We start from the raw sequence: 22,387 nt of genomic DNA, 5'->3' as shown, positions 1-22,387 counted from the left end.
TCGTCCCGCTGTGCGAGGATCGAGCGGACCCCGCCGTACCACGGCGTACACACCGCACAACGTCGCACCCACGAGGAGCGTGCCCATGTCGCAGAATCCGATCGCCGAGACCGTCGCCTCGCTGATGCCCCGCGCCAAGGCGGAGCTGACCGAGCTGGTGGCGTTCCAGTCGGTCGCGGACTGGGCGCAGTTCCCCAAGAGCGAGAGCGAGGGCGCCGCGAACTGGGTGGCCGACGCCCTGCGCGCCGAGGGCTTCCAGGACGTGGCCCTGCTCGACACCCCCGACGGCACCCAGTCGGTGTACGGCTTCCTGCCCGGTCCCGAGGGCGCCCCGACCGTCCTGCTGTACGCGCACTACGACGTGCAGCCGCCGCTGGACGACGCCGCCTGGATCTCCCCCGCCTTCGAGCTGACCGAGCGCGACGGCCGCTGGTACGGGCGCGGCGCGGCCGACTGCAAGGGCGGGTTCATCATGCACCTGCTGGCGCTGCGCGCGCTGAAGGCCAACGGCGGCGTGCCGGTCTCCGTGAAGGTGATCGTGGAGGGCTCCGAGGAGCAGGGCACCGGCGGTCTCCAGCAGTACGCCGAGGCCCACCCCGAGCTGCTGACCGCCGACACGATCGTGATCGGCGACGCGGGCAACTTCCGCCTGGGTCTGCCGACGGTGACGGCCACCCTGCGCGGCATGACCCTGATCAAGGTCAAGATCGACACCCTGGGCGGGAACCTGCACTCCGGGATGTTCGGCGGCGTCGCCCCCGACGCCCTGGCCGCCCTGATCCGCCTGCTGGACTCGCTGCGCTCCGAGGACGGCTCCACGACGGTGGACGGCCTGGCCTCCGACGCGGTGTGGGAGGGCCTGCAGTACCCCGAGGCGGACTTCCGCGCCGACGCGAAGGTGCTGGACGGGGTCGAGCTGATCGGCGAGGGCACCATCGCGGACCGGCTGTGGGCCCGTCCGGCCGTCACCGTGCTCGGCATCGACTGCCCGCCGGTGGTCGGCGCGACCCCCTCGGTCCACGCGAGCGCCGGCGCGCTGATCAGCCTGCGCGTGCCGCCGGGCGTCGACACCGCCGAGGCCATCAAGCTGCTCGAGGCGCACCTGGTCGCGCACACCCCGTGGAAGGCGAAGCTGGAGCTGGAGGTCGTCGGCCAGGGCCAGCCGTTCCAGGCGGACACCACCAGCCCGGCGTACGCGTCGATGGCCGCCGCCCTGCGCGAGGCGTACGACGGCCAGGAGATGCAGATCAGCGGCATGGGCGGCTCGATCCCGCTGTGCAACACCCTCACCTCCCTCTACCCGCGGGCGGAGATGCTGCTGATCGGTCTGAGCGAGCCGGAGGCGCAGATCCACGCCGTCAACGAGAGCGTCTCCCCGGAGGAGCTGGAGCGGCTCTCGGTGGCCGAGGCACTGTTCCTCGTGAACTACGCCGAGTCCAAGCGCGCCTGACGGCAGGCCCGTCCACGGACGCCCGGGACGCGGTGCGGTGCGCTGTGCTGTGCTGCGCGGCGCTGCGCCCTGGGCGTACTCAGCTCCGGGCGAAGTCGCGTGCGCGGGGCCGGTCGGGGCGCCTACGTTCGCCGCATGGACACGGACACCCTGGACCTCGTCGAAGTTCTCCCCGGCCGGCTGCACATGCTGCGGTTCCCCATCGGCCAGGCCTATCTCTGGCAGGACCGGGGCGGGGAGGCCCTGACCCTGGTCGACTCCGGTCCGGCGGGGGCGGCCGACGCGATCGAGGGGGCGATACGTTCGCTCGGGCTCACGCCGGAGCGGCTCGAGCGGATCGTCCTGACCCACTGCCACCGCGACCACGTCGGCTCCGCCGGCGAACTCGCCGCCCGCCGGGGCGCGGAGGTGCTGGCGCACCGGCTGGACGCGCCGGTGGTGCGGGGCGAGCGGCCGGTGCCGGAGCCGGTGCTGCTGGAGTGGGAGGTCCCGCTCTACGAGCACGGCCTGACCGTCCCGCCGGCTCCGCCGACGCCGGTCGACCGGGAGCTGGAGGACGGCGAGGTGCTGCCCTTCGGGGGCGGCGCGGTGGTGGTGCACTCCCCCGGGCACACCCCGGGCAGCATCGGCGTCCATCTCCCGGAGCACGGGGTGCTGTTCACCGGGGACTGCGTGGCGGGGGTGGGCGAGGTGATGCCGGGCGTCTTCAACACCGACCGCGCCCTGGCCGTCGCCTCCTTCCACCGCCTGGCCGCCCTGACCCCGACGGTGGCCTGCTTCGGCCACGGCGACCCGGTCACGCAGGACATGGCACGAGCCTTGAAGAAGGCAGCAGCCGCCGCGGCCTGACCCCGGGGGGGAACGGGCGAAGGGCGGGGCGGGGAGTCAGCTCCGCACAGCGGCGCCCCCGGCCCGCCCCGCAGGGCTACGGCATGGGCCGCCCCGCCTCCAGGTACAGCGCCCGCCCCCGCTCGCGCGCCCGCAGGGCCCACCGCAGCCGCTCGTACCGCTGCACCGGGAGCAGCTCCGCGGCCTCCGCCTCGGTGACGAACCGCCAGGCCCTCAGCTCCGGCCCCGGCAGCCGCAGCCGCGCGGCCTCCGCCTCCGCCAGCCGGCCCCCGTCGAACAGCAGCCGCAGCCCCCCGTACGCCGGGGACCGGGGCGCCTCCCAGTCGACCACCAGCAGCTCCGGCACCCGGTCGAGCGTCAGGGCCAGCTCCTCCGCGACCTCGCGCACACCCGCCCGGGCCGGCGCCTCACCCTGCTCGACGACCCCGCCCGGGAACTCCCAGCCCGGCTTGTACGTCGGATCCACCAGGAGCACCCGGTCCCGGTCGTCGAAGAGCAGGACCCCCGCCGCCACGGTCTCGCGCGTCGGCTCCGGGGTCTGCACGATGTCGCAGACCGCCGCCGTGTCGGTGGTCACGGCCTCGGCGATCCGCAGCGCCGTCTCCCGCGGGGTCAGGGGGCCGTTGTCGATGACGTGCGCGTCGGCCGTGAGCCATCCCAGCGCCTGCCGGTACGCGGGGATCCGGTCGTAGGCCCGCTGCCGGGCCCGCTCCCGCGCGTCCCTCGCGTCCGGTGCGTCCGGTGCGTCCCCCTCCCCCTCCCCGCGCCGGGCGATCCGCTCGCGCAGGATCGTTTCAGCCGGGGCCAGCAGCACGTGCCGCACGGGGATCCGGCGGGCGGCGAGCGCGCCGAAGATCTCGTCCCGGTACTCCTGGCGCAGCAGCGTCATCGGCACGACCAGCACCCCGCCCACCTCCGCCAGCACCGCCGCCGCCGCGTCGACGACGAGCCGCCGCCAGCTCGGCAGGTCCTGGTGGTCGTCGACCTCCGCGAGGCGTTTGCCCGGCAGGAGGCGCCGCAGCGCCTCCCCGATGAGCTCCGGGTCGTACAGGGTGCTGTCCGGCAGCAGTCCGGCCAGTTCACGGGCCGTACTGGTCTTCCCGGCACCGAAAGCGCCGTTGATCCAGACAATCACGTCTACCCCTCTCCCCTTTGGCTCGCCTCCGAAGCCCCCAGTGGCTTGCCCGCCCCACCCTGCCACGGAAACCCGCTCTCCGGCCGAGTGCATATCCTCGGGGGCAGAGCGCCCCGCCGCCCCGCCCCGGAGGTCTTCCCGTCGTGCCGCAGAACCGCCCCCCGACCGAGCCCCGTTACGGCACCCGGCCGACCATGAAGGACGTGGCGGCCCGGGCGGGCGTCGGCCTGAAGACGGTGTCCCGGGTCGTCAACGGCGAGCCGGGGGTCACCCCGGACACCGAACAGCGCGTCCAGGACGCCATCGCGGCCCTCGGCTTCCGGCGCAACGACAGCGCCCGCGTGCTGCGCAAGGGCCGCACCGCCACCGTCGGCCTGGTCCTGGAGGACCTCGCCGACCCCTTCTACGGTCCCCTCAACCGGGCCGTCGAGGAGGTGGCGCGCGCCCACGGCGCCCTGCTGATCAACGGTTCCAGCGCCGAGGACCCCGACCGGGAGCGGGAGTTGGCGCTCGCGCTGTGCGCCCGCCGGGTGGACGGCCTGATCGTGATCCCGGCCGGCGACGACCACCGCTACCTGGAGCCGGAGATCCGGGCCGGGGTGGCCACGGTGTTCGTGGACCGCCCGGCGGGCGGGATCGAGGCGGACGTGGTGATGTCGGACAGCTTCGGCGGCGCCCGGGACGGGGTGGCGCACCTGATCGCCGCCGGGCACCGGCGGATCGGCTTCATCGGGGACCACCCCCGCATCCACACCGCCACCGAACGCCTGCGCGGCTACCGCGAGGCGATGGCGGGGGCGGGCCTGCCGGTGTCCGGTTCCTGGGTCTCCCTCGGCTCCACCGCCCCCGAACGGGTGCGGGCGGCGGCCCAGGCGATGCTGGCGGGCCCGGAGCCGGTCACCGCCGTCTTCGCGGGCAACAACCGGGTCACCGTCACCGTGGTACGGGTCCTCGCGGCGCTGCCCCGGCCCGTGGCCCTGGTCGGCTTCGACGACTTCGAACTGGCCGACCTGCTGCGCCCCGGCGTCACGGTGATCGCCCAGGACCCGGCGGCCCTGGGCCGGGTGGCCACGGACCGCCTCTTCCAACGCCTGTCGGGCACCGCCCTCCCCCCGGCCCGCACCGTCCTCCCGACCCGCCTGATCCCCCGCGGCTCGGGCGAACTCCCCCCGGTCACCGGATGAGCTCCCGCAGCCCGGGCACGGCCGACCCGGCGGCCCCGAGCCCGGCGAGCACGGCCAACGGGACGGACACCCCGCCGAGGTAGCTCAGCTCGCCGGCGACGAAGCCGGCGAACAGGGCGCCGAGAAGGACGACGGCGGTGTGCAGGGAGAGGAAGGCCGGCTCGGGTTCCGGCCGCGGCGAAGGTGTGGGCGTAGTGGTCACGGCCCGATTCCACCGCGCCCCACGCCCTCGTCCCGCACGGGCGGAACGGAGCCGACCACACCGGATCGGCCCCGAACTCCGCTGAACTCGGCGGTGCGTTCGGCCGAACACACCGGCTGTTCCGTTCCGTTCGGCGGATTCCGGGGCCCCGGTACCGATCACGCCCTACCGTGGTCGGATGCAGACGCAGCGGCCGCCCTCCGGCGGCTTCGAGCAGCAACTCGCCTCCCTCGCCGCCGATCTGCACCGGCTGCGCATCGAACGGGGCAAACCCACCTACCGCGAGCTCGGGGCCCGCGCGGCGCGCTCCGGCACCGGCATCAGGCTGCCGATCGCCACCCAGAGCGACGCCTTCAACGGCAGGCGGCTGGTGCGCGCCGACACCCTGATGGGTCTGGTCCGCATCCTCCACGCCTACGACGAGTACGGCCGGGAGATCCCGGTCCCCCCGCACACCGCCCCGGAACTGGGCCCGTGGCGCCACCGCTGGCGCGAACTCGCGGCGCTCCAGGCCCTCACCGCCCGGCCGCAGCCGGAGGCCTCGGACCTTCCCCCGCCCCAGGCCCCGGATCCGGACCTGCTCCGGCCCCCGCAGGAGGAACCCCCGGCGCAGGCGCCCACGCCGGCACCGCCCCGCGCGCGGCCCTCCGTGCCGGCCCGGGGCCCGGATCCCGCGCACCGGCCACAGCCCTCTCCGCCGACGGGGACGCGCCCTCCCGGCCTCTTCGCCCTGGTGCACCGGCTGTCCTGGCACGGCTCGCCGGTGATCGGTCTGGCGTTCTCCCCGGACGGGCGCCTGCTGGCGTCGACCACCGCGGACGTCGGCATGGTGTGGGACACCGAGGCGGGCCGGAACACCGGCACTCCGTACACCCCCGGCGGGCAACCCCTCATGTTCCTCGACGAGGACCGGCTGCTGGCGGTGGACCACCGGACGCGCCGGGGCGTACGCCGGCTCGACCTGCGCGCAGGCGTGGTCGACGGCCATCTGGACACCGATTCCGGGGCGGTCGTCTCCCTCGCCCGCTCCCCCGTCGGGGACCACATGGCCGTCCTGCACGACGACGGCTCCGTATGGGTGGGGAGCCCCGACCTGATCGACGCATCAGGACCATACTTCCTGTTCGAAGGATCCGCCCTCACCCGATCCGTCTCCTTCACCACGGACGGCCGGCTGCTGGCCGTCGACGCCGACGCCCGGGTGTGGAGCCCCGACGACGAACCCGGCGCCGGTACGGCGCCCCTCGCGCTGCCGGAACCTCCCCGCTGCCTGGCCCTGTCACCCGACGGCCGGCTGCTCGCCGTCGGCCACCGCGACGGCGGAGCGGAGCTGTGGGACACCGCCGCCGCCCGGAGCCTCCGCCTCGGCGGGCACGGGGCCGGCGTGACGTCTCTGGCGTACTCGCCGGACGGCACCCTGCTGGCCTCCGCGTCCGACGACGGGAGCGTCCGGCTCTGGGACACCGAGACCGGGCTGGCCGTGGGAGCGCCGCTGACCGACCACGGGAGCGGGGTCCGCCGCGTGCTCTTCTCGGCCGACGGCCGACTGCTGGCCACGGCGGCCGAGGACGGGATGGTCCTGCTGTACGAACGGAGTTTCCCCGGGGTGTCGGCGGTGGTCCCGGGCACGCTCGCCGCCAGGGCGGTCGCCACCGCGCTGCACGAGCAGTACGCCGTCGCGCTGCCGCCCCTGGCATCCGGTTCGGGCGTTCCGCTGCACCGGCTCGCGTTCGCGCCCGACAGGCGGCGGCTGCTCGTCCGGACCGGGGAACGGCAGGTCCTCACCTGGGACGTCGCGACCCTGTCGCTGCTGCCCGAGCTGTTGCGCCCGCCCGCCGCGGGACCCTGGGGTGTGGAGTTCCCCCCGGCGGGCGGGCCGGCCGAGTTGTGGCACCCGGAAGCGCCCCGGACCGGCCCGCTGCACCGGCCCGTCACGCTGAGCGCGAACTTCGCCTTCTCCGCCGACGGCAGGAGGGTGGCCGTGATCAGCCGTGCCGGGACGATCGGCTTCTGGGACGTGTTCGCCGGCATGGAGATCATCGACCCCGCGCCCTCCGGGCTCGCCGACGTGGGCGGGCTCGCCGCCTCACCCGACGGCCGCGCCCTGGCCGCTGCGGCAGGCGACACGGTGGTGGTCTTCGACGCGGTGGCGCCCGACTCCTCCGGCAGGGCCTTCGGCACCGACGGTTCCGTGATCTCCGGCATGGCCTTCTCGCCCGACGGGCTGGTGCTGGCCACCGGGACCGCCGACGGGACCGTCCGGTTGCACGGCCAGGCCGAACCCCGGGTCGCGACCCCGACCGTCACCGGGCACACCGGCCCGGTGCTGGACGTGGCCTTCTCGCCCGACGGCCGGCTCCTGGCGAGCGCCGGGTGGGACGGGACCGTGGGCCTCTGGTCCCGGGCGACCGGGGAGCCCGCCACCCGGCTGCCGCTCACGGGTCATGAGGGCCCCGTCCGGGGCGTCGCCTTCTCCCCTGACGGAAGTCTGCTGGCCGCCGCCGGGAGCGACGGCACCCTTCGCCTGTGGGTGCTGCCCGGCCCGTACACGCCGCCGGCCCGCCCCCGGTGATCCGGGGTCGGGCCGGCGGCAGTTCGGGATCAGGCCGTGGCCGTCAGGGTGGCCGAGCGGCGGGGGATGGCGAAGGCGTCCAGTTCGGCGCGGGTCAGGCCGGTCAGGGCGGTGACCTCGTCCGTGCCGACCGCGCCGCAGTCCAGGCCGCGGACCAGGTAGCCGGCCAGGGCCTTGGCGGTGGCGGGCTCGTCCATCACGTCGCCCTCGATCTTCGCCACGTACGCCTTCAGGCGCGCGGCGGCGGCCTCCAGGCCCTCGCGGTAGAAGGTGAAGACGGCCGCGTAGCGGGTCGGCAGGTGCGCCGGGTGCATGTCCCAGCCCTGGTAGTAGGCGCGGGCCAGGGCGCGGCGGGTCAGGCCGTAGTGGAGCCGCCAGGCCTCGTGGACCTGCTCGGGGGTGCCGACCGGCTTGACGTTCGTCGAGCCGTCCGAGACGCGTACGCCGGTGCCGGCGGCCGCGACCTGCATGATCGCCTTCGCGTGGTCGGCGGCGGGGTGGTCGCTGGCCTGGTAGGCGGCGGAGACGCCGACGCAGGCGCTGTAGTCGAAGGTGCCGTAGTGCAGACCGGTCGCGCGGCCCTTGGCGGCCTCGATCATCCGGGCCACGGTGGCGGTGCCGTCGGAGGCCAGGATGGACTGGCTGGTCTCGATCTGGATCTCGAAGCCGATCCGGCCCGGGCGCAGGCCGCGGCTGGTCTCGAAGGCATCCAGCAGCTTGACGAAGGCGCTGACCTGCTCGGCGTAGGTGACCTTGGGAAGGGTCAGGACGAGGCCCTCGGGGAGGCCGCCGTGCTCGAGGAGGCCGGAGAGGAAGACGTCCGTGGTGCGGATGCCGCGGTCGCGGACGTTCGACTCCATGCACTTCATGCGGATGCCCATGTAAGGGGCGTTGGTGCCGTTGGCGAAGGCCTCCGAGACGAGGCGGGCGGCGCGGGCCGCGGCCTGGTCCTCCTCCTCGTCGGAGCGGACGCCGAAGCCGTCCTCGAAGTCCACGCGGAGGTCCTCGATGGGCTCGGTGGCGAGCTTGGCGCGGACGCGGTCGTAGACCGGGACGGCCAGTTCGTCGGAGATGCCGAGCACCTTCGCGAAGGTGGCCGCGTCCGGGGCGTGCTCGTCCAGGGCCGCGAGGGCCTGGTCGCCCCAGGAGCGGATGGTGTCGGCGGCGAAGACGTCACCGGGTACGTAGACCGTGTGGATCGGCTGGCGGGTGCCGGGGTCGCCCGGGTAGTGGCGCGCGAGTTCCGCGTCCACCGGCGCGAGGGAGGCGCTGATGCCCTCGCTGACCGCGCCTGCGAGGCTCGTCGCCACCTTCTCCTGCTGACCCATCGTGCACTCTCCTCTTTTCCGCTTCACGGAAGCCTGGCTCCGCATAGCAGAATTTAGTCACGGGGTTCCGCTCCGTCAATGGTCCCTCCACCGCCTGGGACAAACGACTCGGGGCCGTGCGGTGACAATCACCACACGGCCCCGGAGGCAGCGGAAACGCCAGGTCAGGGAATCAGCCCTGGCGCGCCTTGATCTCGCCCGTCAGCTGGGGGACGACCTCGAAGAGGTCGCCGACCACGCCGTAGTCGACCAGGTCGAAGATCGGGGCCTCGGCGTCCTTGTTGACGGCCACGATGGTCTTCGAGGTCTGCATGCCGGCCCGGTGCTGGATCGCGCCGGAGATGCCCGCGGCGATGTACAGCTGCGGGGAGACCGACTTGCCGGTCTGGCCGACCTGGTTGGTGTGCGGGTACCAGCCGGCGTCGACCGCGGCGCGGGAGGCGCCGACCGCCGCACCGAGGGAGTCCGCGAGGTCCTCGATGAGGTGGAAGTTCTCCGCACCGTTGACGCCGCGGCCGCCGGAGACGACGATCGCGGCCTCGGTCAGCTCCGGGCGGCCCGTGGACTCGCGCGGGGTGCGGGAGACGACCTTGGTACCGGTGGCCAGGGCGCCGAAGGTGACGGCGAGCGCCTCGACGGCGCCGGCGGCCGGGGCGGCCTCGACCGCGGCCGAGTTCGGCTTCACGGTGATGACCGGGGTGCCCTTGGACACGCGGGACTTGGTGGTGAACGACGCGGCGAAGGCGGACTGCGTCGCGACCGGACCCTCGTCACCGGCCTCCAGGTCGATGGCGTCGGTGATGATGCCGGAGCCGATGCGCACGGCGAGGCGCGCGGCGATCTCCTTGCCCTCGGCGGAGGACGGGACGAGCACGGCCACCGGGGAGACGGCGGCGTACGCGGCCTGCAGGGCGTCGACCTTGGGGACGACCAGGTAGTCGGCGAACTCGGGGGCGTCGGCGGTGAGGACCTTGACGGCACCGTGCTCGGCGAGGACGGCGGCGGTGGCCTCGGCACCGGCGCCCAGGGCGACGGCGACGGGCTCGCCGACGCGGCGGGCCAGCGTCAGCAGCTCGAGGGTGGGCTTGCGGACGGCACCGTCCACGTGGTCGACGTAGACGAGAACTTCAGCCATGGGACTGCTCTCCTGCTTTACGAGGTGTCTGGGGGCTACTGGGGAGGCCGGAGCCCCTAGATGAACTTCTGGCCGGCCAGGAACTCGGCCAGCTGCTTGCCGCCCTCGCCCTCGTCCTTGACGACGGTGCCGGCGGTGCGGGCCGGGCGCTGCGCCGCGGACTCGACCACGGTGTAGGCACCCTCGAGGCCCACCTCTTCGGCGTCCAGGTCCAGGTCGGACAGGTCCCAGGACTCCACCGGCTTCTTCTTGGCCGCCATGATGCCCTTGAAGGACGGGTAGCGGGCCTCGCCCGACTGGTCCGTCACGGAGACGAGCGCCGGGAGGGAGGCCTCCAGCTGCTCGCTCGCGGAGTCGCCGTCGCGGCGGCCCGTGACCTTGCCGTCCTCGACCTTGACCTCGGAGAGCAGGGTGACCTGCGGGACGCCCAGGCGCTCGGCCAGGATCGCCGGGAGGACGCCCATGGTGCCGTCGGTCGAGGCCATGCCGGTGATGACCAGGTCGTAGCCGGCCTTCTCGACGGCCTTCGCCAGCACCAGCGAGGTGCCGATGACGTCGGTGCCGTGCAGGTCGTCGTCCTCGACGTGGACGGCCTTGTCGGCGCCCATCGACAGCGCCTTGCGCAGCGCGTCCTTGGCGTCCTCCGGGCCCACCGTCAGGACGGTGATCTCGGCGTCGTCGGCCTCGTCGGCGATCTGCAGCGCCTGCTCGACGGCGTACTCGTCGAGCTCCGACAGCAGACCGTCGACGTCGTCGCGGTCGACCGTCAGGTCATCGGCGAAGTGCCGGTCGCCGGTGGCGTCGGGCACGTACTTCACACAGACAACGATCCTCAGGCTCACGCCGGCTCTCCTACCGCATCGTCTTTTACTGATACCGCTACTGATACCGCCTTGTGGAGGCAGCATAGGCGCCTTCCGGCGCGGATCCCGGTCGGGGCGGGCCCCGCTCCGAAGGGAATGTTACTCGTCAGTACACAGTGGGTCTTCCCCGGTTGCAAGGCCGTCGAACTGTGATCTGGCCAACGCCGCCCGAACCGGTCCCAGCAGGGACGATTCAGTCGCGCAACGCGTTGAAGCGACCCTGGTGGTAGAGCAGGGGCCGGCCCTCACCGGCGGGGTCCCCCGCCACGGCCTCCGCGATGATCACCCGGTGCTCCCCCGCGGGCACCCTCGCCACCACGCGGCACACCAGCCACGCCAGCACCCCGTCGAGCAGCGGCACCCCGTGCGGCCCCGGCGCCCAGTCGGTACCGGGCCCGAAGCGGTCGGCCCCGCTGCGCGCGAACAGCCCGGCGAGGTCCCGCTGGTGCTCCCCGAGTATGTGGACGCCGAGGTGGTCGCTGTCCCGCACCGCGGGCCAGCTGGAGGCGCCGGTGCCGATGGTGAACGAGAGCATCGGCGGGTCGGCGGAGACGGAGTTGAGCGAGGTCGCGGTGAAGCCGGCCGGACGGCCCCCGCTCTGCGCCGTGATCACCGCGACCCCGGCGGCGTGCCGGCGGAAGACGGAGCGCAGCAGTTCGGGCGAACCGGGCAGGGGGTCGCGGCCGGGGTCGCCGAAGGGGGCGGCGGTGCGGGACGCGGGCGGGGCCGTCGGGGCCGTCATGGGGGGCCTTCCTTCTGCCGCGGGGTCGCGGGAGGGCGTTCGGGGATCGGGGTCGGGGGCGTTCAGCGATCCCAACAGCGCGCACTCGCGCATCGGCCGAGGTCCACATGGACCCGCCGGTGGAGCAGGAGTTCGTACCGCATGCCGCCAGCCTGGCGATCTCCCGTGTACACAGTCAAGCCGCAGCGGGCAGATGTCAGGCGCGTCACGCTGCGTGCGGGCGCGCGCACCGGCGCGGGCGTCACACCGTGGCGCCCAGGGCGGCGATCACATCGGCCTTGCGCGGCATCCCCGCGGCCCGCCGGACGATCCGGCCCGCGCCGTCCAGGACGAACACGGTCGGGGTCTTCTCCACGCGCAGGGCGCGTACGAGCGCGAGGTTGCGCTCGGCGTCGATCTCGATGTGCTCGACCCCGTCCACCATCGCGGCGACCTCGGCGAGGATCCTGCGGGTGGCCCGGCAGGGCTGGCAGAAAGCGCTGGAGAACTGCACCAGGCTGGCCCGCTCGCCCGGCTCCCGGCCCAGTTCGGCGGCGCCCAGGCGCCCCTGTCCGGCCGCCACCGCGGCGGCCTCCTCGTGCTCGGGCACGCCCGCTCCTGTCTACCCTGTCCCCATGTACGCACCACCCCGGCCGCGGCCGGGAGGCCCTCCCTCTGCGAGCGCCGCCGTCACGCCGCGCATTCCCCGCGTGACGAGGATCTCCCCGTCCGCGGCCGTCCGGACTGGCCAGCGCGCCGCGTTTCGGGCACGATCCCCATGGTCGCGTACCTACGCTTCCGTAACTTCCGGCCGGGAGCACCTCCCCAGGCAGAAAGCGGGGTCTCCCCATGGCTGAGCTCGTCTACCCCCCGGTGATCGGCGCCGCGCACACGCTGTTCCGCGCGCTCGACATCCGCATCGACATGAAGGGCACCGAGAACATCCCGCGCAAGGGCGGGGCGGTCCTGGTGTCGAACCACATCGGCTACCTCGACTTCATCTTCGCCGGCCTGACGGCGCGGCCGCAGAAGCGCCTCGTGCGCTTCATGGCCAAGGAGTCGGTCTTCCGGCACAAGGTGTCGGGCCCGCTGATGCGCGCGATGAAGCACATCCCGGTGGACCGCCAGCAGGGCGAGTCCGCCTACCAGCACGCGCTGGACTCGCTGCGCTCGGGCGAGATCATCGGGGTGTTCCCGGAGGCGACGATCTCCCAGTCCTTCACCCTCAAGAGCTTCAAGTCGGGTGCCGCGCGCATGGCGCAGGAGGCCGGCGTGCCGCTGATCCCGGTGGCGCTGTGGGGCACCCAGCGGCTGTGGACCAAGGGCCGGCCGAAGAACCTCAAGCGCAGCCACATCCCGGTGACCATGCGGGTGGGCGAGCCGATCGAAGCCCCCAAGGACCAGTACGCGGGGGCCATCACCCGCCGGCTGCGCGAGCGCGTGCAGGAGCTGCTGGAGGCGGCGCAGGCCGCCTACCCGGCCAAGCCGCAGGGCACCGAGGACTCCTGGTGGCTGCCGGCCCACCTCGGCGGGACCGCGCCGACGGCCGCGCAGGTCAAGGAAGCCGGCTGATCCCGGTCCCGGTCCCCCGCCCCGGCTCCGCCGCTTCGCGCTTGCGCCGCCGGTGGGCGGCGACCCGGGCGCGGGTGGCGCAGGCGGGCGTGCAGTAACGGCGGGCGCTGCCGGGTCCGGTGGCGAGGAAGAGGCTTCCGCAGCCCGGCGCGGCGCAGGCGCCCCAGGCGATGCGCCCGTGTTCCGTGAACAGCTGGGCGAGCGCGAGGGCGCCGGAGGCGAGGAACCAGTCGCCCCAGCGGGCGCCGTCGCCCCGGTCCACGTGCAGGTGCCAGGGATGGCCGTCGTGCCGGGTCAGCCGGGGCCGGGTGCCGCACTCCTCCAGCAGCCCGTTGAGGGCTTCGGCCGCGCGGTCCTCGTCGGTCTCGGCGAGGACGAGTGCCATCCGGCGGGCCGCCGCGCGCAGTTCGGCCGCCTCCGGTTCCCCGAACGCCTCCGGGGCCAGGTCGGCCGGGTGCTCCCCGTGCCGGGCGAGCAGGGCGGCGAGCTCGTCGCGGGGCAGGGCGGGGTCCGCGCGGACCGCCTCGGCCAGCTCGATCAGGCGGCCGGCCGCCGAGAACCCCGCCGCTCCCGCACCCGCCGCGGGCGGATTCCCCATCCCGGACTCCTTTCCCCTTACACCCGTCTGACGTAACGTCTTACCCGCACAACACGTTACCGAACGCGGGAAGGGGTCCGCCGATGGGCGGGTTCGGGCGGTACCTGGCGGCTGCGCTGGCCGGGCGTTTCGCGTCCGAGGGCATGGGGATGGCGGTGGTGCTGCTGGCCCTGGAGCGGACGGGCAGCGCCGCGCACGGGGCGTTCGTGCTGACGGCCTGGATGGCCCCGCACGTCCTGGCCGCGCCGCTGGCGGGTGCCGCCGCGGCGCGGGCGCGCAGGCCCCGGCTGTTCTACGCGGGCGCGCTGGCCGGGTTCACGGTCGCGGTGGCCGCGCTGGCGACGCTGCTGGGGCGGGCCCCGGTGGCGGTGGTGCTGGCGGTGGCGGTGCTGGGCGGCTCCTGCGGGCCGGTGGTGACGGGCGGGCTGTCGAGCCTGGTCGCGGGGCTGGTGCCGGAGGGGCCGCGGCGGGACCGGGCGTACGGCTGGGACGCCTCGACGTACAACGCGGCCGCGGTGACGGCTCCGGCGGTGGTCAGCCTGGCGGGGGCGGCCGTCTCGGCGGGGCCCGCGATGGGGGTGCTGGCGCTGTCGGCGGCGCTGGCGGCAGCCCTGGCCGCCTCCCTGCCGTACCCGGACGCGCACCCGGGCGCGGACTCCCCGCACCGGGCGCCCCGGGCCGGGATGGGGGCGGGACTGGCCGCGCTGTGGCGGGTCCGGGACCTGCGGGCGATCACCTCGGCGACGACCCTGGCCTTCGTCGGCGTCGGAGCGCTGACCACCACCTCGGTGCTCCTCGCGCGGGGGCTCGGCAGCCCCGGCGCGGGCGGGGTGCTGATGACGGCCTTCGCGCTCGGCGCGCTGACGGGCTCCCTGACGCTGGGCCGGATGACCTCGGTGGCGCCGGGCCGGCTGGCCCGCTGGGCGATGGCGGGGACGGGGGTCACGCTCGCGGCGGCGGCGTTCGCGCCCTCGGTCGCGCCGGCGGCGGCCGCGTTCGCGGCGGCGGGGGTGTGCGACGGGCCGCTGCTGACGGCCACGCTGCGGATCCGCTCGGAGCACGCCCCGGGCGGGGTGCGGGCGCAGGTGTTCACCCTGGGGGCGGGGCTGAAGGTGACGGCGGCTTCCACGGGGGCCGCCCTGGTGGGGCTGGCGGCCGCCGCGCCGCCGTGGACGCTGCTGCTCGGGATCGCCGTGCTGCAGCTCGCGGCCGCCGCGCTACACCTGCTGGTGGCGGGGCGCGGGCGGGTGGCGCGGGTGGCGGCTACAGGGACGTCGGAAGGTTCCGCCACAGCTCCGGCCGGTCGGCGGACTCCTGGAGGACCTTGAGCGTGGCCGGGTGCGGGGCGTCGTACAGCTCGGGATGGTCGATCTCGCCGAGTTCGGGGCGTACGGGGAAGGCGAGCCGCTCCACGTCGAGGCTGAACCGGGCGTCGACGCCGGGCTTGTTGCCGCGCGGGTCGACCCGGGACCACTCCTCCCGGCCGGGCAGCCGCAGGGCGACGAGGCCGTGGATGACGAGTCCGGACCCGTCGTCCTCACCGAGCAGCTGGTAGCACAGGGCCGCGGGGATGCCCTGGGCGCGCAGCAGGGCGACGAGGGCGTGCGACTTGGCGTAGCAGATGCCGTTGCGGGTGCTCAGCACGTCGGAGGCGCGCCAGGAGACCCTCGGGTCCCCGGAGTCGGCGGAGTGCGGGATGGTGTCGCGGACGAACTCGAAGGCCGCCTCGGCGTATGAATATGCATCACCGGTGGAGGCCCAGAGGGTGTCGGCGGTCTCCTGTACCAGGGGATGCCAGTGGTCGATGGCCTCACTGGAGGCTAGATAGGCATGTATGTCAGGGTTCTGTTGGATCAGTCGCATGATCCGCAGCTTAGGCATGCCTCCGACCGCAGATCAATAGATTTGCGGTCGGAGGCATAAATATTCAGTTACCGAAGAGGTGGCGCCTACCGGGCCAGCTCCTCCTTGAGCGCCTGGAGGAAGCCGTCGACGTCCTCCTCCTGGGTGTCGAAGCTGCACATCCAGCGCACGTCGCCGGCCGCCTCGTCCCAGAAGTAGAAGCGGTACCGCTCCTGGAGCCGGCGCGTGACGTCGTGCGGCAGCCGCGCGAACACCGCGTTCGCCTGCACCGGGTAGAGGATCTCCACCCCGTCGACCCCGCGCACGCCCGCGGCGAGCCGCTGCGCCATCGCGTTGCCGTGGCGGGCGTTGCGCAGCCACAGGTCCTTGGTCAGGAGCGCCTCGAGCTGCACCGAGACGAAGCGCATCTTGGAGGCCAGCTGCATGGACATCTTGCGGATGTGCTTCATCTGCCGGACCGCGTCCGGGTTGAGCACCACCACGGCCTCGCCGAACATCATGCCGTTCTTGGTGCCGCCGTAGGACAGCACGTCCACCCCGACCGTGTTGGTGAAGGTGCGCATGGGAACGTCGAGCGAGGCCGCGGCGTTGGCTATCCGGGCACCGTCGAGGTGCACCTTCATGCCCAGGGAGTGGGCGTGCTCGCAGATGGCCCTGATCTCGTCCGGGGTGTAGACCGTGCCGAGCTCGGTGTTCTGGGTGATCGAGACGACCTGGGGCATGGCCCGGTGCTCGTCCTCGAAGCCCCAGGCCTCCTGGTCGATCAGCTCGGGGGTGAGCTTCCCGTCCGGGGTGGGCACGGCCAGCAGCTTGATGCCGGCCATCCGCTCGGGGGCGCCGCCCTCGTCCACGTTGATGTGGGCGCTCTTGGCGCAGATCACCGCGCCCCACCGGTCGGTCATGGCCTGGAGGGCGACGACGTTGGCGCCCGTGCCGTTGAAGACCGGGAAGGCTTCGGCGTAGGGACCGAAGTGGCTGCGGAACACCTTCTGGAGGTGCTCGGTGTAGTCGTCCTCGCCGTAGGAGACCTGGTGGCCTTCGTTGGCGAGGGCGATGGCCGCGAGCACCTCCGGGTGGACCCCGGCGTAGTTGTCGCTGGCGAAACCGCGTACCGCCGGGTCGTGGTGGCGGCGGGCGTCGGTCTTGCCGTTGTCGGTTCTCACGGTTGCGGAGTGAGCCACAGACGCTGTCCGTTCACATCGGAGGCGGGCCGCTCCCACACGCCGGCGATGGCCTCGGCCAGCTCCTTGACGTCGGTGAAGCCCGCGAACTTCGCATTGGGGCGCTCGGCGCGCATCGCGTCGTGCACCAGTGCCTTGATCACCAGGATCGCAGCCGCGGCGGACGGGCCGTCTTCGCCCCCGGCCTTGCGGAAGGAGTCCGCCATGGCCAGGGTCCAGGCCTCGGCGGCCGCCTTGCCCGCGTTGTACGCGGCGTTGTTGGCCACCGGCTTGTGCGCGCCGGACTGGCTGATCAGGACGTACCGGCCGCGGTCGCTGCGCACCAGGGCGTCGTGGAAGGCGAGCGAAGTGTGCTGGACGGTGCGGATCAGGAGCTTCTCCAGGAGGTCCCAGTCCGCGAGGTCCACGTCGGTGAACGTCTTGCTGCCGCGCCAGCCGCCGACGAGGTGGACCAGGCCGTCGACCCGGCCGAACTCCTTCTCGGTCCGCTCGGCCCAGGCCTTGGTGGCCTCCAGGTCGAGCAGGTCGACGGTGTCACCGATGACGGTGGCGCCGCCGTGGGCGTAGCGGGCGGCGTCGACGGACTCCGCGAGGCGGGCCGCGTCGGCGTCGGACGCCACCACGGTGGCGCCCGCCTCGGCCAGGCGGAGCAGAGCGGCGCGGCCGGCGGGGCCACCGGCCCCGGCCACCGCCACCACCGCTCCCTGGAGCGGACCGTTCCCGGAGCCGTTCATCTGTGCAGCCTCCTGAGGGCGAGTGCTCACGCGGCGGTCCGCGAGGCGTCGTCGGCGTTCCGGGGAGTGATGCCCTTGGTCGAGGCGATCACACCCTTGAGCTTCTTGGCGAGGGCTTCGTAGAACATGCTGAGCGGGAACTCGTCCGGAAGCACGTCGTCCACGAGCTTGCGCGGGGGCTGCGTCAGGTCGAGGGCGTCGGGGCCCTTGGCCCACTTGGAGCCCGGGTGCGGGGCCAGGTAGGTGGAGACCAGCTCGTAGGCCTTGAACCAGTGCACCAGCTTCGGGCGGTCGATGCCCGCGCGGTACAGGTCCTCGATCTCGGCGCACAGCTGGTTGGTGACCTGCGGGGCGCGCATCCAGTCGATCTTCAGCTTGTTGTCCGTCCAGCGCACGACGTCGTGCTTGTGGAGGTAGGCGAAGAGGAGCTGGCCGCCGAGGCCGTCGTAGTTGCGGTTGCGGTCGCCGGAGACCGGGAAGCGGAACATCCGGTCGAAGAGGACGGCGTACTGCACGTCGCGGCCGTGCTCGTTGCCCTCGGACTCGAGCTTCACGGCCTCCTTGAAGGCGGTGAGGTCGCAGCGCAGCTCCTCCAGGCCGTACATCCAGAACGGCTGGCGCTGCTTGATCATGAAGGGGTCGAACGGGAGGTCGCCGTGGCTGTGGGTGCGGTCGTGGACCATGTCCCACAGGACGAAGGCCTTCTCGCAGCGCTCCTGGTCCTCGACCATGCGGGCGATGTCCTCGGGCAGCTCGATGCCCAGGATGTCCACGGCCGCGCCGGTGACCTTGCGGTAGCGGGCCGCCTCGCGGTCACAGAAGATGCCGCCCCAGGTGAAGCGCTCGGGGGCCTCGCGGACGGCGATGGTCTCCGGGAAGAGCACCGCGGAGTGAGTGTCGTAGCCCGGGGTGAAGTCCTCGAGGGTGATGCCGAGGAAGAGGGGGTTGTCGTACCGGGTGCGCTCCAGCTCGGAGAGCCACTCGGGCCACACCATCTTCAGCACGACGGCCTCGAAGTTGCGGTCGAGGTTGCCGTTCTGGGTGTACATGGGGAAGACCACGAGGTGCTGGAGGCCGTCCTCGCGCTGCGCGGCCGGGTGGAAGGCCAGCAGGGAGTCGAGGAAGTCCGGCACCTGGAAGCCGTCCACGACCCACTTGCGCAGGTCGGCGACGAGCGCCTTGTGGTACTCGGCGGCGTGCGGCAGGAGCGGGGACAGGGTCTCGACCGCCTCGATGGCGCGCTCGACGGCGGCCTCCACGTCGAGCGGGGCGGGGGCGCCCTCGGCCTCGAAGTCGATCGAACCGTCCTTGGCCTGCCAGGGGCGGATCTCCTCCACGGCGGCCTTGAGCTCGGGCCACGCCGGGTGGTCCACCACCCGCGCCCCGGCGGTTATCACGGCCCCGCCGATGCCCGGCACAAGAGTTTCCGTCATGTCACTTCCTCCACAGGAGAACCTCGCGTTAAGACAGCGTATGCATGCGAGACTCTCCCGCTCAAGAGGAAACTCGGGAAATTTTTCTGTAATACCCCCCACTCCACCGGAAGTCTTCCCGTTACTCACGGTGGAATCCACCACTCCGCCTAGTGATCGGCGTAGCGTTCGGCCTAATCGCCGGAGCGCGGGTTCACCCCTGCCCGGAAGTGCGGGATGACCTTCTCGCCCCATTGGCGCAGGGTCTCCAGGCAGGCCTCCTGCGGCACGGTGCCCATCTGGACCAGGCACATCACCTCGTCCGCGCCGGCCTCCCGCAGCCGCTCCACGTACGCGATGGCCTCGTCCGCGCTCCCGTAGGCGTGGTCGGCGTTGAAGGTGGCCGTGGAGGTCGGCCGGACGGGGATGTCCTGCTCGTGCAGCCGGGCCACCACCTGCTCGGCGGCCCGGCGCAGCTCCGCCGCCTCGTCGGCGCCCGCCACCACGGCCTCGTCCGGGACGCCCGCGCCGCCGTACCAGTGCCCGATGGACTGGGCGAAGAAGCGCTGCCCGCGGATGCCGATGCGGCGGGCCTCCTCGGGGTCGTCGAGCACGATGGTGGGACAGAGCACCGAGAAGTGGTCGTTGACCGCGGAGGACACGAAGCGGCTGCCGTCGCGCTCCGCGCGCGCCGTGTCGTAGACGGCCCGCATCCCCGCGATGGACTCCGGCCCGGCGAAGCCCATGACCAGGGCTCCGATGCCCAGCTCGGCGGCCTTCACCAGGGTCTCGGCGCGGCTGCAGGCCAGGAACAGCGGCGGGTGCGGGGCCTGCGCGGGGCGCGGCAGGACCGGGTGGGGGTCGATGTCGATCAGCTCGCCGTGGTACTCCAGCTCCTCCTCCCGCCAGGCCCGGCCGATGATCCGCAGCGCCTCCTCGACCTCGGCCTCGGTGCGGTCGCGGTCGACCCCGCACAAGGAGGTCTCCTGGAGGGTGCCGCCGCGTCCGGCGCCGAGGTCCACCCGGCCGCCGGAGAGCAGGTCGAGCATGGCGGCACGTTCCGCCACGCGCACCGGGTGGTTGAAGCCGAAGGGCATGCACACCACACCGTGCCCGATGCGTATCGTGTGCGTCCTGGCCGCGACCCAGCTCAGGAAGACCTCCGGTGCGCTCATGTGGGCGTACCACTTCAACGAGTGGTGCTCGACGGCCCAGATCCGGTCGAATCCCATGCGTTCGGCGAACACCGCCTGCTCGACGCAGTCGCGGATGACCTGGTGCTCCCGCTCCACGGTGGGGTCGGCCAGCTGAGCTTCGAAGATCACGGAGAATTTCAACGATGCCTCCAGAGATGCGTCCCGTGCCCGGTCTTGCTTCGATTAGAAATATGACTAGTAGTCATATCGCGAAGAAGCAAGACCTCCCGCCGACCGCGTGGGCGGTTCTCGGGCTGCTGTCCTTCCCCGGCGAGCGGACCGGCTACGAGCTCAAGAAGTGGGCGGACTCCTCCCTCCGCTTCTTCTACTGGTCGCCCGCCATCAGCCAGATCTACGCCGAACTGCGGCGGCTGGAGGAACTCGGGTACGCCTCCTCCGCCCGCTCGGGCCCGGAGGAGCTCCGCGCCAAGCGCCGCTACGCCATCACGGACGCCGGACGCCAGGCCCTCGCGGGCTGGGCGGCGGACACCGCCGAGGCGGGGCCGCCGGTGCTCAAGCACGGGCTGCTGCTGCGGATCTGGCTCGGACACCTGTCGGAGCCGGAGCGGCTGCGGGCGATGGTGGCGGACCACCTGGAGCGCACCCGGGCCGAACTGGCGGCCGTACGGGAGGCCATGGGGCACGCGGCCGACGTTCCGGAGTGGGCCTTCCCCGTCCTCGCCCTGCGCTGGGCCGAACGTCAGCACCTGGCCGAACTGGAGCTGGGCGAGGCCCTGCTGGCGGACCTGGCGCAGGCGCAGGGCCCGGCGGGAGCCCGCCCCGCGCGGGCGGGGCGTCAAGCCGGCGGGGACGCGCCCACCCCCGGGTGACGCGAAGGGGCGGCCCGGGCGCCCCGCCGGTCCCACACCCCTGACGGGAAGCGGCCGGAAGGCTTCCGCGGGCCGCTGCACGCCCGGTCCCAACGCGCGCGGCGCGCACTAGCATGCGTCCTCACCGGGCGCGGCCGGTCGGGACACCGCGACCGCGCCGGGAGCCGCCGTCGACGGAAGCGAGAGAACCTTGACTTTCCTCACCATCGGTCACCGCGGGGTCATGGGTGTGGAACCGGAGAACACCCTTCGGTCGTTCATCCGGGCGGAACGCTGCGGGATGGACGTCATCGCACTGGACGTGCGCCTCAGCAAGGACGGCGTCCTCGTCGTCCTGCACGACGCCGAGGTGGACCGCACCACGGACGGCGCGGGCGCCGTCGCCGACCTGACCCTCGCCGAGCTGCGCGAACTGGACGCCGGTCACGGTGAACGGGTGCCGGTCCTGGAGGAGGTCCTGGACGCCGTCCGGATCCCGCTCCAGGTCTCGGTGCAGGATCCGGCCGCCGCCGGGGCGCTCGTGGAGCTGCTGCTGCGCGCCGACCTGGCCGCCCGGGTGGAGGTGGCCTCGGGTGACGCGCAGGTGCTGGCCGGGGTCGCCCGGCGGGTGCCGGGCGTGCGCACGGCGCTGCGCGTGGAGCGGCCCGGCGCGGACCCCGGCGAACTGGTCGGGCTCGCCCGGGCGGCGGGGGCGGCGGCCGTGGCGGCCGACGTCCGCAGGCTGACCCTGGAGGCGGTGGAGGCGGCGCACGCGGCGGGGCTGCGGGTGACGGGCTGGTCCGTCAACAGCCTGGACCTGCTGCGGCTGGCGCGGGCCCTCCAACTGGACGGCGCCGCCACGGACTTCCCGGAGGTCCGCAGCACGGGCCGGTTCACGGCCTGAGCCCCTCCCGGCGCCCCCTGACGGCCCCGGCCGCGCTCGCCGCCGCGGCCGTCAGAGCGCCTTGACCAGCAGTTCGAAGGCCAGGTCGTCGCGGAGCGGGATGCCGAAGCGCTCGTCTCCGTACGGGAAGGGGCTCAGCTCGCCGGTGCGCCGGTAGCCGCGGCGCACGTAGTAGGCGATGAGCTCCTCCCGTACGTTCACCACGGTCATCCGCATCTCCGACACCTTCCAGTCCTCGCGGGCCCGGCGCTCGGCCTCGGCCATGACCTCCTTGCCGAGGCCGGCCCCCTGGAGCCCGGGCCGTACGGCGAACATGCCGAAGTAGGCGTGGTCCCCGCGGTGTTCGAGCTGGCAGCAGGCGACGAGCTCGCCGGCGCGCTCGACGACCAGCAGCGTGCTGTCCGGGTCCGCGATGATGGCGCCGACCCCGCTCGGGTCGGTGCGCTGCCCGTCCAGGTAGTCGGCCTCGGTCGTCCAGCCGGCCCGGCTGGCGTCACCGCGGTAGGCGGACTCGACGAGGGCCACCAGGGCCGGCACGTCCTCCTCCACGGCGCTGCGGAAGCTCAGGGCGGCGGGCTGGGCGGTGGACATCGGGCGCTCCGTTCGGTACGGCGGCAGATCAGCGGCATATGACATGCCGCGGGCGTCGCAGAGAGCGTAACCCGGTCCCGCGTGAAGG

General features: G+C 73.4%; 22 protein-coding genes. 8 read left to right on the top strand and 14 right to left on the bottom strand.

Annotated elements, in window-relative coordinates; all coding sequences use genetic code 11:
* Positions 1-85: 85 nt before the first annotated feature.
* The gene (locus ACFVXK_RS09070) at positions 86-1,450 is read left to right on the top strand and encodes a dipeptidase (RefSeq protein ID WP_389610857.1); all 1,365 of its coding nucleotides are present in this window, start codon (positions 86-88) and stop codon (positions 1,448-1,450) included.
* A 150-nt stretch (positions 1,451-1,600) separates the two neighbouring features.
* Positions 1,601-2,299: an MBL fold metallo-hydrolase gene (locus ACFVXK_RS09065; protein ID WP_389610875.1), complete on the top strand. Its 699-nt coding sequence runs from the start codon at positions 1,601-1,603 to the stop codon at positions 2,297-2,299.
* Between the two features lie 76 nt (positions 2,300-2,375).
* On the opposite strand, the gene ACFVXK_RS09060 is transcribed toward ACFVXK_RS09065, so the two are convergent.
* A complete protein-coding gene (locus ACFVXK_RS09060) occupies positions 2,376-3,434 on the bottom strand; it encodes an NUDIX domain-containing protein (protein ID WP_389610856.1) in 1,059 nt (352 codons plus the stop codon).
* Positions 3,435-3,628: 194 nt separating this feature from the next.
* On the opposite strand from ACFVXK_RS09060, the gene ACFVXK_RS09055 reads away from it, so the two are divergent.
* Complete coding sequence (locus ACFVXK_RS09055; protein WP_389610874.1) at positions 3,629-4,618, top strand: LacI family DNA-binding transcriptional regulator; 990 nt, start codon at positions 3,629-3,631, stop codon at positions 4,616-4,618.
* Here the strand turns inward: ACFVXK_RS09055 and ACFVXK_RS09050 are convergent.
* Complete coding sequence (locus ACFVXK_RS09050; RefSeq protein WP_389610855.1) at positions 4,608-4,820, bottom strand: hypothetical protein; 213 nt, start codon at positions 4,818-4,820, stop codon at positions 4,608-4,610. The genes ACFVXK_RS09055 and ACFVXK_RS09050 overlap by 11 nt on opposite strands.
* Positions 4,821-4,998: 178 nt before the next feature.
* Here ACFVXK_RS09050 and ACFVXK_RS09045 point away from each other — a divergent pair, with 178 nt between their 5' ends.
* Entirely contained in the window at positions 4,999-7,392 is a 2,394-nt protein-coding gene (locus ACFVXK_RS09045; protein WP_389610854.1) for a WD40 repeat domain-containing protein, read from the top strand.
* Between the two features lie 29 nt (positions 7,393-7,421).
* Here ACFVXK_RS09045 and ACFVXK_RS09040 read toward each other — a convergent pair whose 3' ends face one another.
* The 5 genes from ACFVXK_RS09040 to ACFVXK_RS09020 form a co-directional block, all read right to left on the bottom strand.
* A complete protein-coding gene (locus ACFVXK_RS09040; protein WP_389610853.1) occupies positions 7,422-8,720 on the bottom strand; it encodes a DUF6986 family protein in 1,299 nt (432 codons plus the stop codon).
* A gap of 172 nt (positions 8,721-8,892) precedes the next feature.
* Positions 8,893-9,855: an electron transfer flavoprotein subunit alpha/FixB family protein gene (locus tag ACFVXK_RS09035; protein ID WP_389610852.1), complete on the bottom strand. Its 963-nt coding sequence runs from the start codon at positions 9,853-9,855 to the stop codon at positions 8,893-8,895.
* A gap of 56 nt (positions 9,856-9,911) precedes the next feature.
* On the bottom strand, positions 9,912-10,697 hold the full coding sequence (locus tag ACFVXK_RS09030) for an electron transfer flavoprotein subunit beta/FixA family protein (protein ID WP_389610851.1): 786 nt from the start codon (positions 10,695-10,697) through the stop codon (positions 9,912-9,914).
* A gap of 214 nt (positions 10,698-10,911) precedes the next feature.
* Complete coding sequence (locus ACFVXK_RS09025; protein ID WP_389610850.1) at positions 10,912-11,460, bottom strand: flavin reductase family protein; 549 nt, start codon at positions 11,458-11,460, stop codon at positions 10,912-10,914.
* A 241-nt stretch (positions 11,461-11,701) separates the two neighbouring features.
* On the bottom strand, positions 11,702-12,049 hold the full coding sequence (locus tag ACFVXK_RS09020; protein WP_389610849.1) for a TlpA family protein disulfide reductase: 348 nt from the start codon (positions 12,047-12,049) through the stop codon (positions 11,702-11,704).
* Positions 12,050-12,288: 239 nt separating this feature from the next.
* Between ACFVXK_RS09020 and ACFVXK_RS09015 the strand changes: the two genes are divergently transcribed.
* Complete coding sequence (locus ACFVXK_RS09015) at positions 12,289-13,011, top strand: lysophospholipid acyltransferase family protein (RefSeq protein WP_389610848.1); 723 nt, start codon at positions 12,289-12,291, stop codon at positions 13,009-13,011.
* On the opposite strand, the gene ACFVXK_RS09010 is transcribed toward ACFVXK_RS09015, so the two are convergent.
* A complete protein-coding gene (locus ACFVXK_RS09010; protein ID WP_389610847.1) occupies positions 12,995-13,609 on the bottom strand; it encodes a CGNR zinc finger domain-containing protein in 615 nt (204 codons plus the stop codon). The two genes, ACFVXK_RS09015 and ACFVXK_RS09010, sit on opposite strands and share 17 nt — an antisense overlap.
* Positions 13,610-13,692: 83 nt before the next feature.
* On the opposite strand from ACFVXK_RS09010, the gene ACFVXK_RS09005 reads away from it, so the two are divergent.
* Entirely contained in the window at positions 13,693-14,937 is a 1,245-nt protein-coding gene (locus tag ACFVXK_RS09005) for an MFS transporter (RefSeq protein WP_389610846.1), read from the top strand.
* Here the strand turns inward: ACFVXK_RS09005 and ACFVXK_RS09000 are convergent.
* The 5 genes from ACFVXK_RS09000 to ACFVXK_RS08980 form a co-directional block, all read right to left on the bottom strand.
* Positions 14,873-15,472, bottom strand: a complete 600-nt coding sequence (locus ACFVXK_RS09000) for a transglutaminase family protein (RefSeq protein ID WP_389610845.1) — start codon at positions 15,470-15,472, stop codon at positions 14,873-14,875. The genes ACFVXK_RS09005 and ACFVXK_RS09000 overlap by 65 nt on opposite strands.
* Positions 15,473-15,558: 86 nt before the next feature.
* On the bottom strand, positions 15,559-16,653 hold the full coding sequence (locus tag ACFVXK_RS08995; RefSeq protein WP_389610844.1) for a threonine aldolase family protein: 1,095 nt from the start codon (positions 16,651-16,653) through the stop codon (positions 15,559-15,561).
* A complete protein-coding gene (locus ACFVXK_RS08990) occupies positions 16,632-17,387 on the bottom strand; it encodes an SDR family NAD(P)-dependent oxidoreductase (RefSeq protein ID WP_389610843.1) in 756 nt (251 codons plus the stop codon). Before ACFVXK_RS08990 ends, ACFVXK_RS08995 begins: the two co-directional genes overlap by 22 nt.
* Before the next feature lie 26 nt (positions 17,388-17,413).
* On the bottom strand, positions 17,414-18,820 hold the full coding sequence (locus ACFVXK_RS08985; RefSeq protein WP_389610842.1) for a DUF6421 family protein: 1,407 nt from the start codon (positions 18,818-18,820) through the stop codon (positions 17,414-17,416).
* 173 nt (positions 18,821-18,993) lie between these two features.
* The gene (locus ACFVXK_RS08980; RefSeq protein ID WP_389610841.1) at positions 18,994-20,136 is read right to left on the bottom strand and encodes an LLM class flavin-dependent oxidoreductase; all 1,143 of its coding nucleotides are present in this window, start codon (positions 20,134-20,136) and stop codon (positions 18,994-18,996) included.
* 50 nt (positions 20,137-20,186) lie between these two features.
* On the opposite strand from ACFVXK_RS08980, the gene ACFVXK_RS08975 reads away from it, so the two are divergent.
* Positions 20,187-20,825: a helix-turn-helix transcriptional regulator gene (locus tag ACFVXK_RS08975; RefSeq protein ID WP_389610840.1), complete on the top strand. Its 639-nt coding sequence runs from the start codon at positions 20,187-20,189 to the stop codon at positions 20,823-20,825.
* A 190-nt stretch (positions 20,826-21,015) separates the two neighbouring features.
* The gene (locus tag ACFVXK_RS08970; protein ID WP_389610839.1) at positions 21,016-21,708 is read left to right on the top strand and encodes a glycerophosphodiester phosphodiesterase; all 693 of its coding nucleotides are present in this window, start codon (positions 21,016-21,018) and stop codon (positions 21,706-21,708) included.
* Positions 21,709-21,759: 51 nt separating this feature from the next.
* On the opposite strand, the gene ACFVXK_RS08965 is transcribed toward ACFVXK_RS08970, so the two are convergent.
* Positions 21,760-22,299, bottom strand: a complete 540-nt coding sequence (locus ACFVXK_RS08965; RefSeq protein WP_389610838.1) for a GNAT family N-acetyltransferase — start codon at positions 22,297-22,299, stop codon at positions 21,760-21,762.
* Between the last annotated feature and the right edge of the window lie 88 nt (positions 22,300-22,387).

The sequence above is a fragment of the Streptomyces sp. NPDC058157 genome (genome assembly GCF_042884105.1).
Lineage (GTDB): Bacteria > Actinomycetota > Actinomycetes > Streptomycetales > Streptomycetaceae > Streptomyces.
This window is presented reverse-complemented; position numbering and strand designations above follow the sequence as displayed.

Bases quoted from the DNA above. Each gene is read 5' to 3' on its own strand.
- ACFVXK_RS09070 (WP_389610857.1), top strand. From the start codon at position 86: ATGTCGCAGAATCCGATCGCCGAGACCGTCGCCTCGCTGATGCCCCGC.
- ACFVXK_RS09055 (WP_389610874.1), top strand. From the start codon at position 3,629: ATGAAGGACGTGGCGGCCCGGGCGGGCGTCGGCCTGAAGACGGTGTCC.
- ACFVXK_RS09045 (WP_389610854.1), top strand. From the start codon at position 4,999: ATGCAGACGCAGCGGCCGCCCTCCGGCGGCTTCGAGCAGCAACTCGCC.
- ACFVXK_RS09040 (WP_389610853.1), bottom strand. From the start codon at position 8,720: ATGGGTCAGCAGGAGAAGGTGGCGACGAGCCTCGCAGGCGCGGTCAGC.
- ACFVXK_RS09035 (WP_389610852.1), bottom strand. From the start codon at position 9,855: ATGGCTGAAGTTCTCGTCTACGTCGACCACGTGGACGGTGCCGTCCGC.
- ACFVXK_RS09025 (WP_389610850.1), bottom strand. From the start codon at position 11,460: ATGACGGCCCCGACGGCCCCGCCCGCGTCCCGCACCGCCGCCCCCTTC.
- ACFVXK_RS09015 (WP_389610848.1), top strand. From the start codon at position 12,289: ATGGCTGAGCTCGTCTACCCCCCGGTGATCGGCGCCGCGCACACGCTG.
- ACFVXK_RS09010 (WP_389610847.1), bottom strand. From the start codon at position 13,609: ATGGGGAATCCGCCCGCGGCGGGTGCGGGAGCGGCGGGGTTCTCGGCG.
- ACFVXK_RS09005 (WP_389610846.1), top strand. From the start codon at position 13,693: ATGGGCGGGTTCGGGCGGTACCTGGCGGCTGCGCTGGCCGGGCGTTTC.
- ACFVXK_RS09000 (WP_389610845.1), bottom strand. From the start codon at position 15,472: ATGCGACTGATCCAACAGAACCCTGACATACATGCCTATCTAGCCTCC.
- ACFVXK_RS08990 (WP_389610843.1), bottom strand. From the start codon at position 17,387: ATGAACGGCTCCGGGAACGGTCCGCTCCAGGGAGCGGTGGTGGCGGTG.
- ACFVXK_RS08985 (WP_389610842.1), bottom strand. From the start codon at position 18,820: ATGACGGAAACTCTTGTGCCGGGCATCGGCGGGGCCGTGATAACCGCC.
- ACFVXK_RS08975 (WP_389610840.1), top strand. From the start codon at position 20,187: ATGACTAGTAGTCATATCGCGAAGAAGCAAGACCTCCCGCCGACCGCG.
- ACFVXK_RS08965 (WP_389610838.1), bottom strand. From the start codon at position 22,299: ATGTCCACCGCCCAGCCCGCCGCCCTGAGCTTCCGCAGCGCCGTGGAG.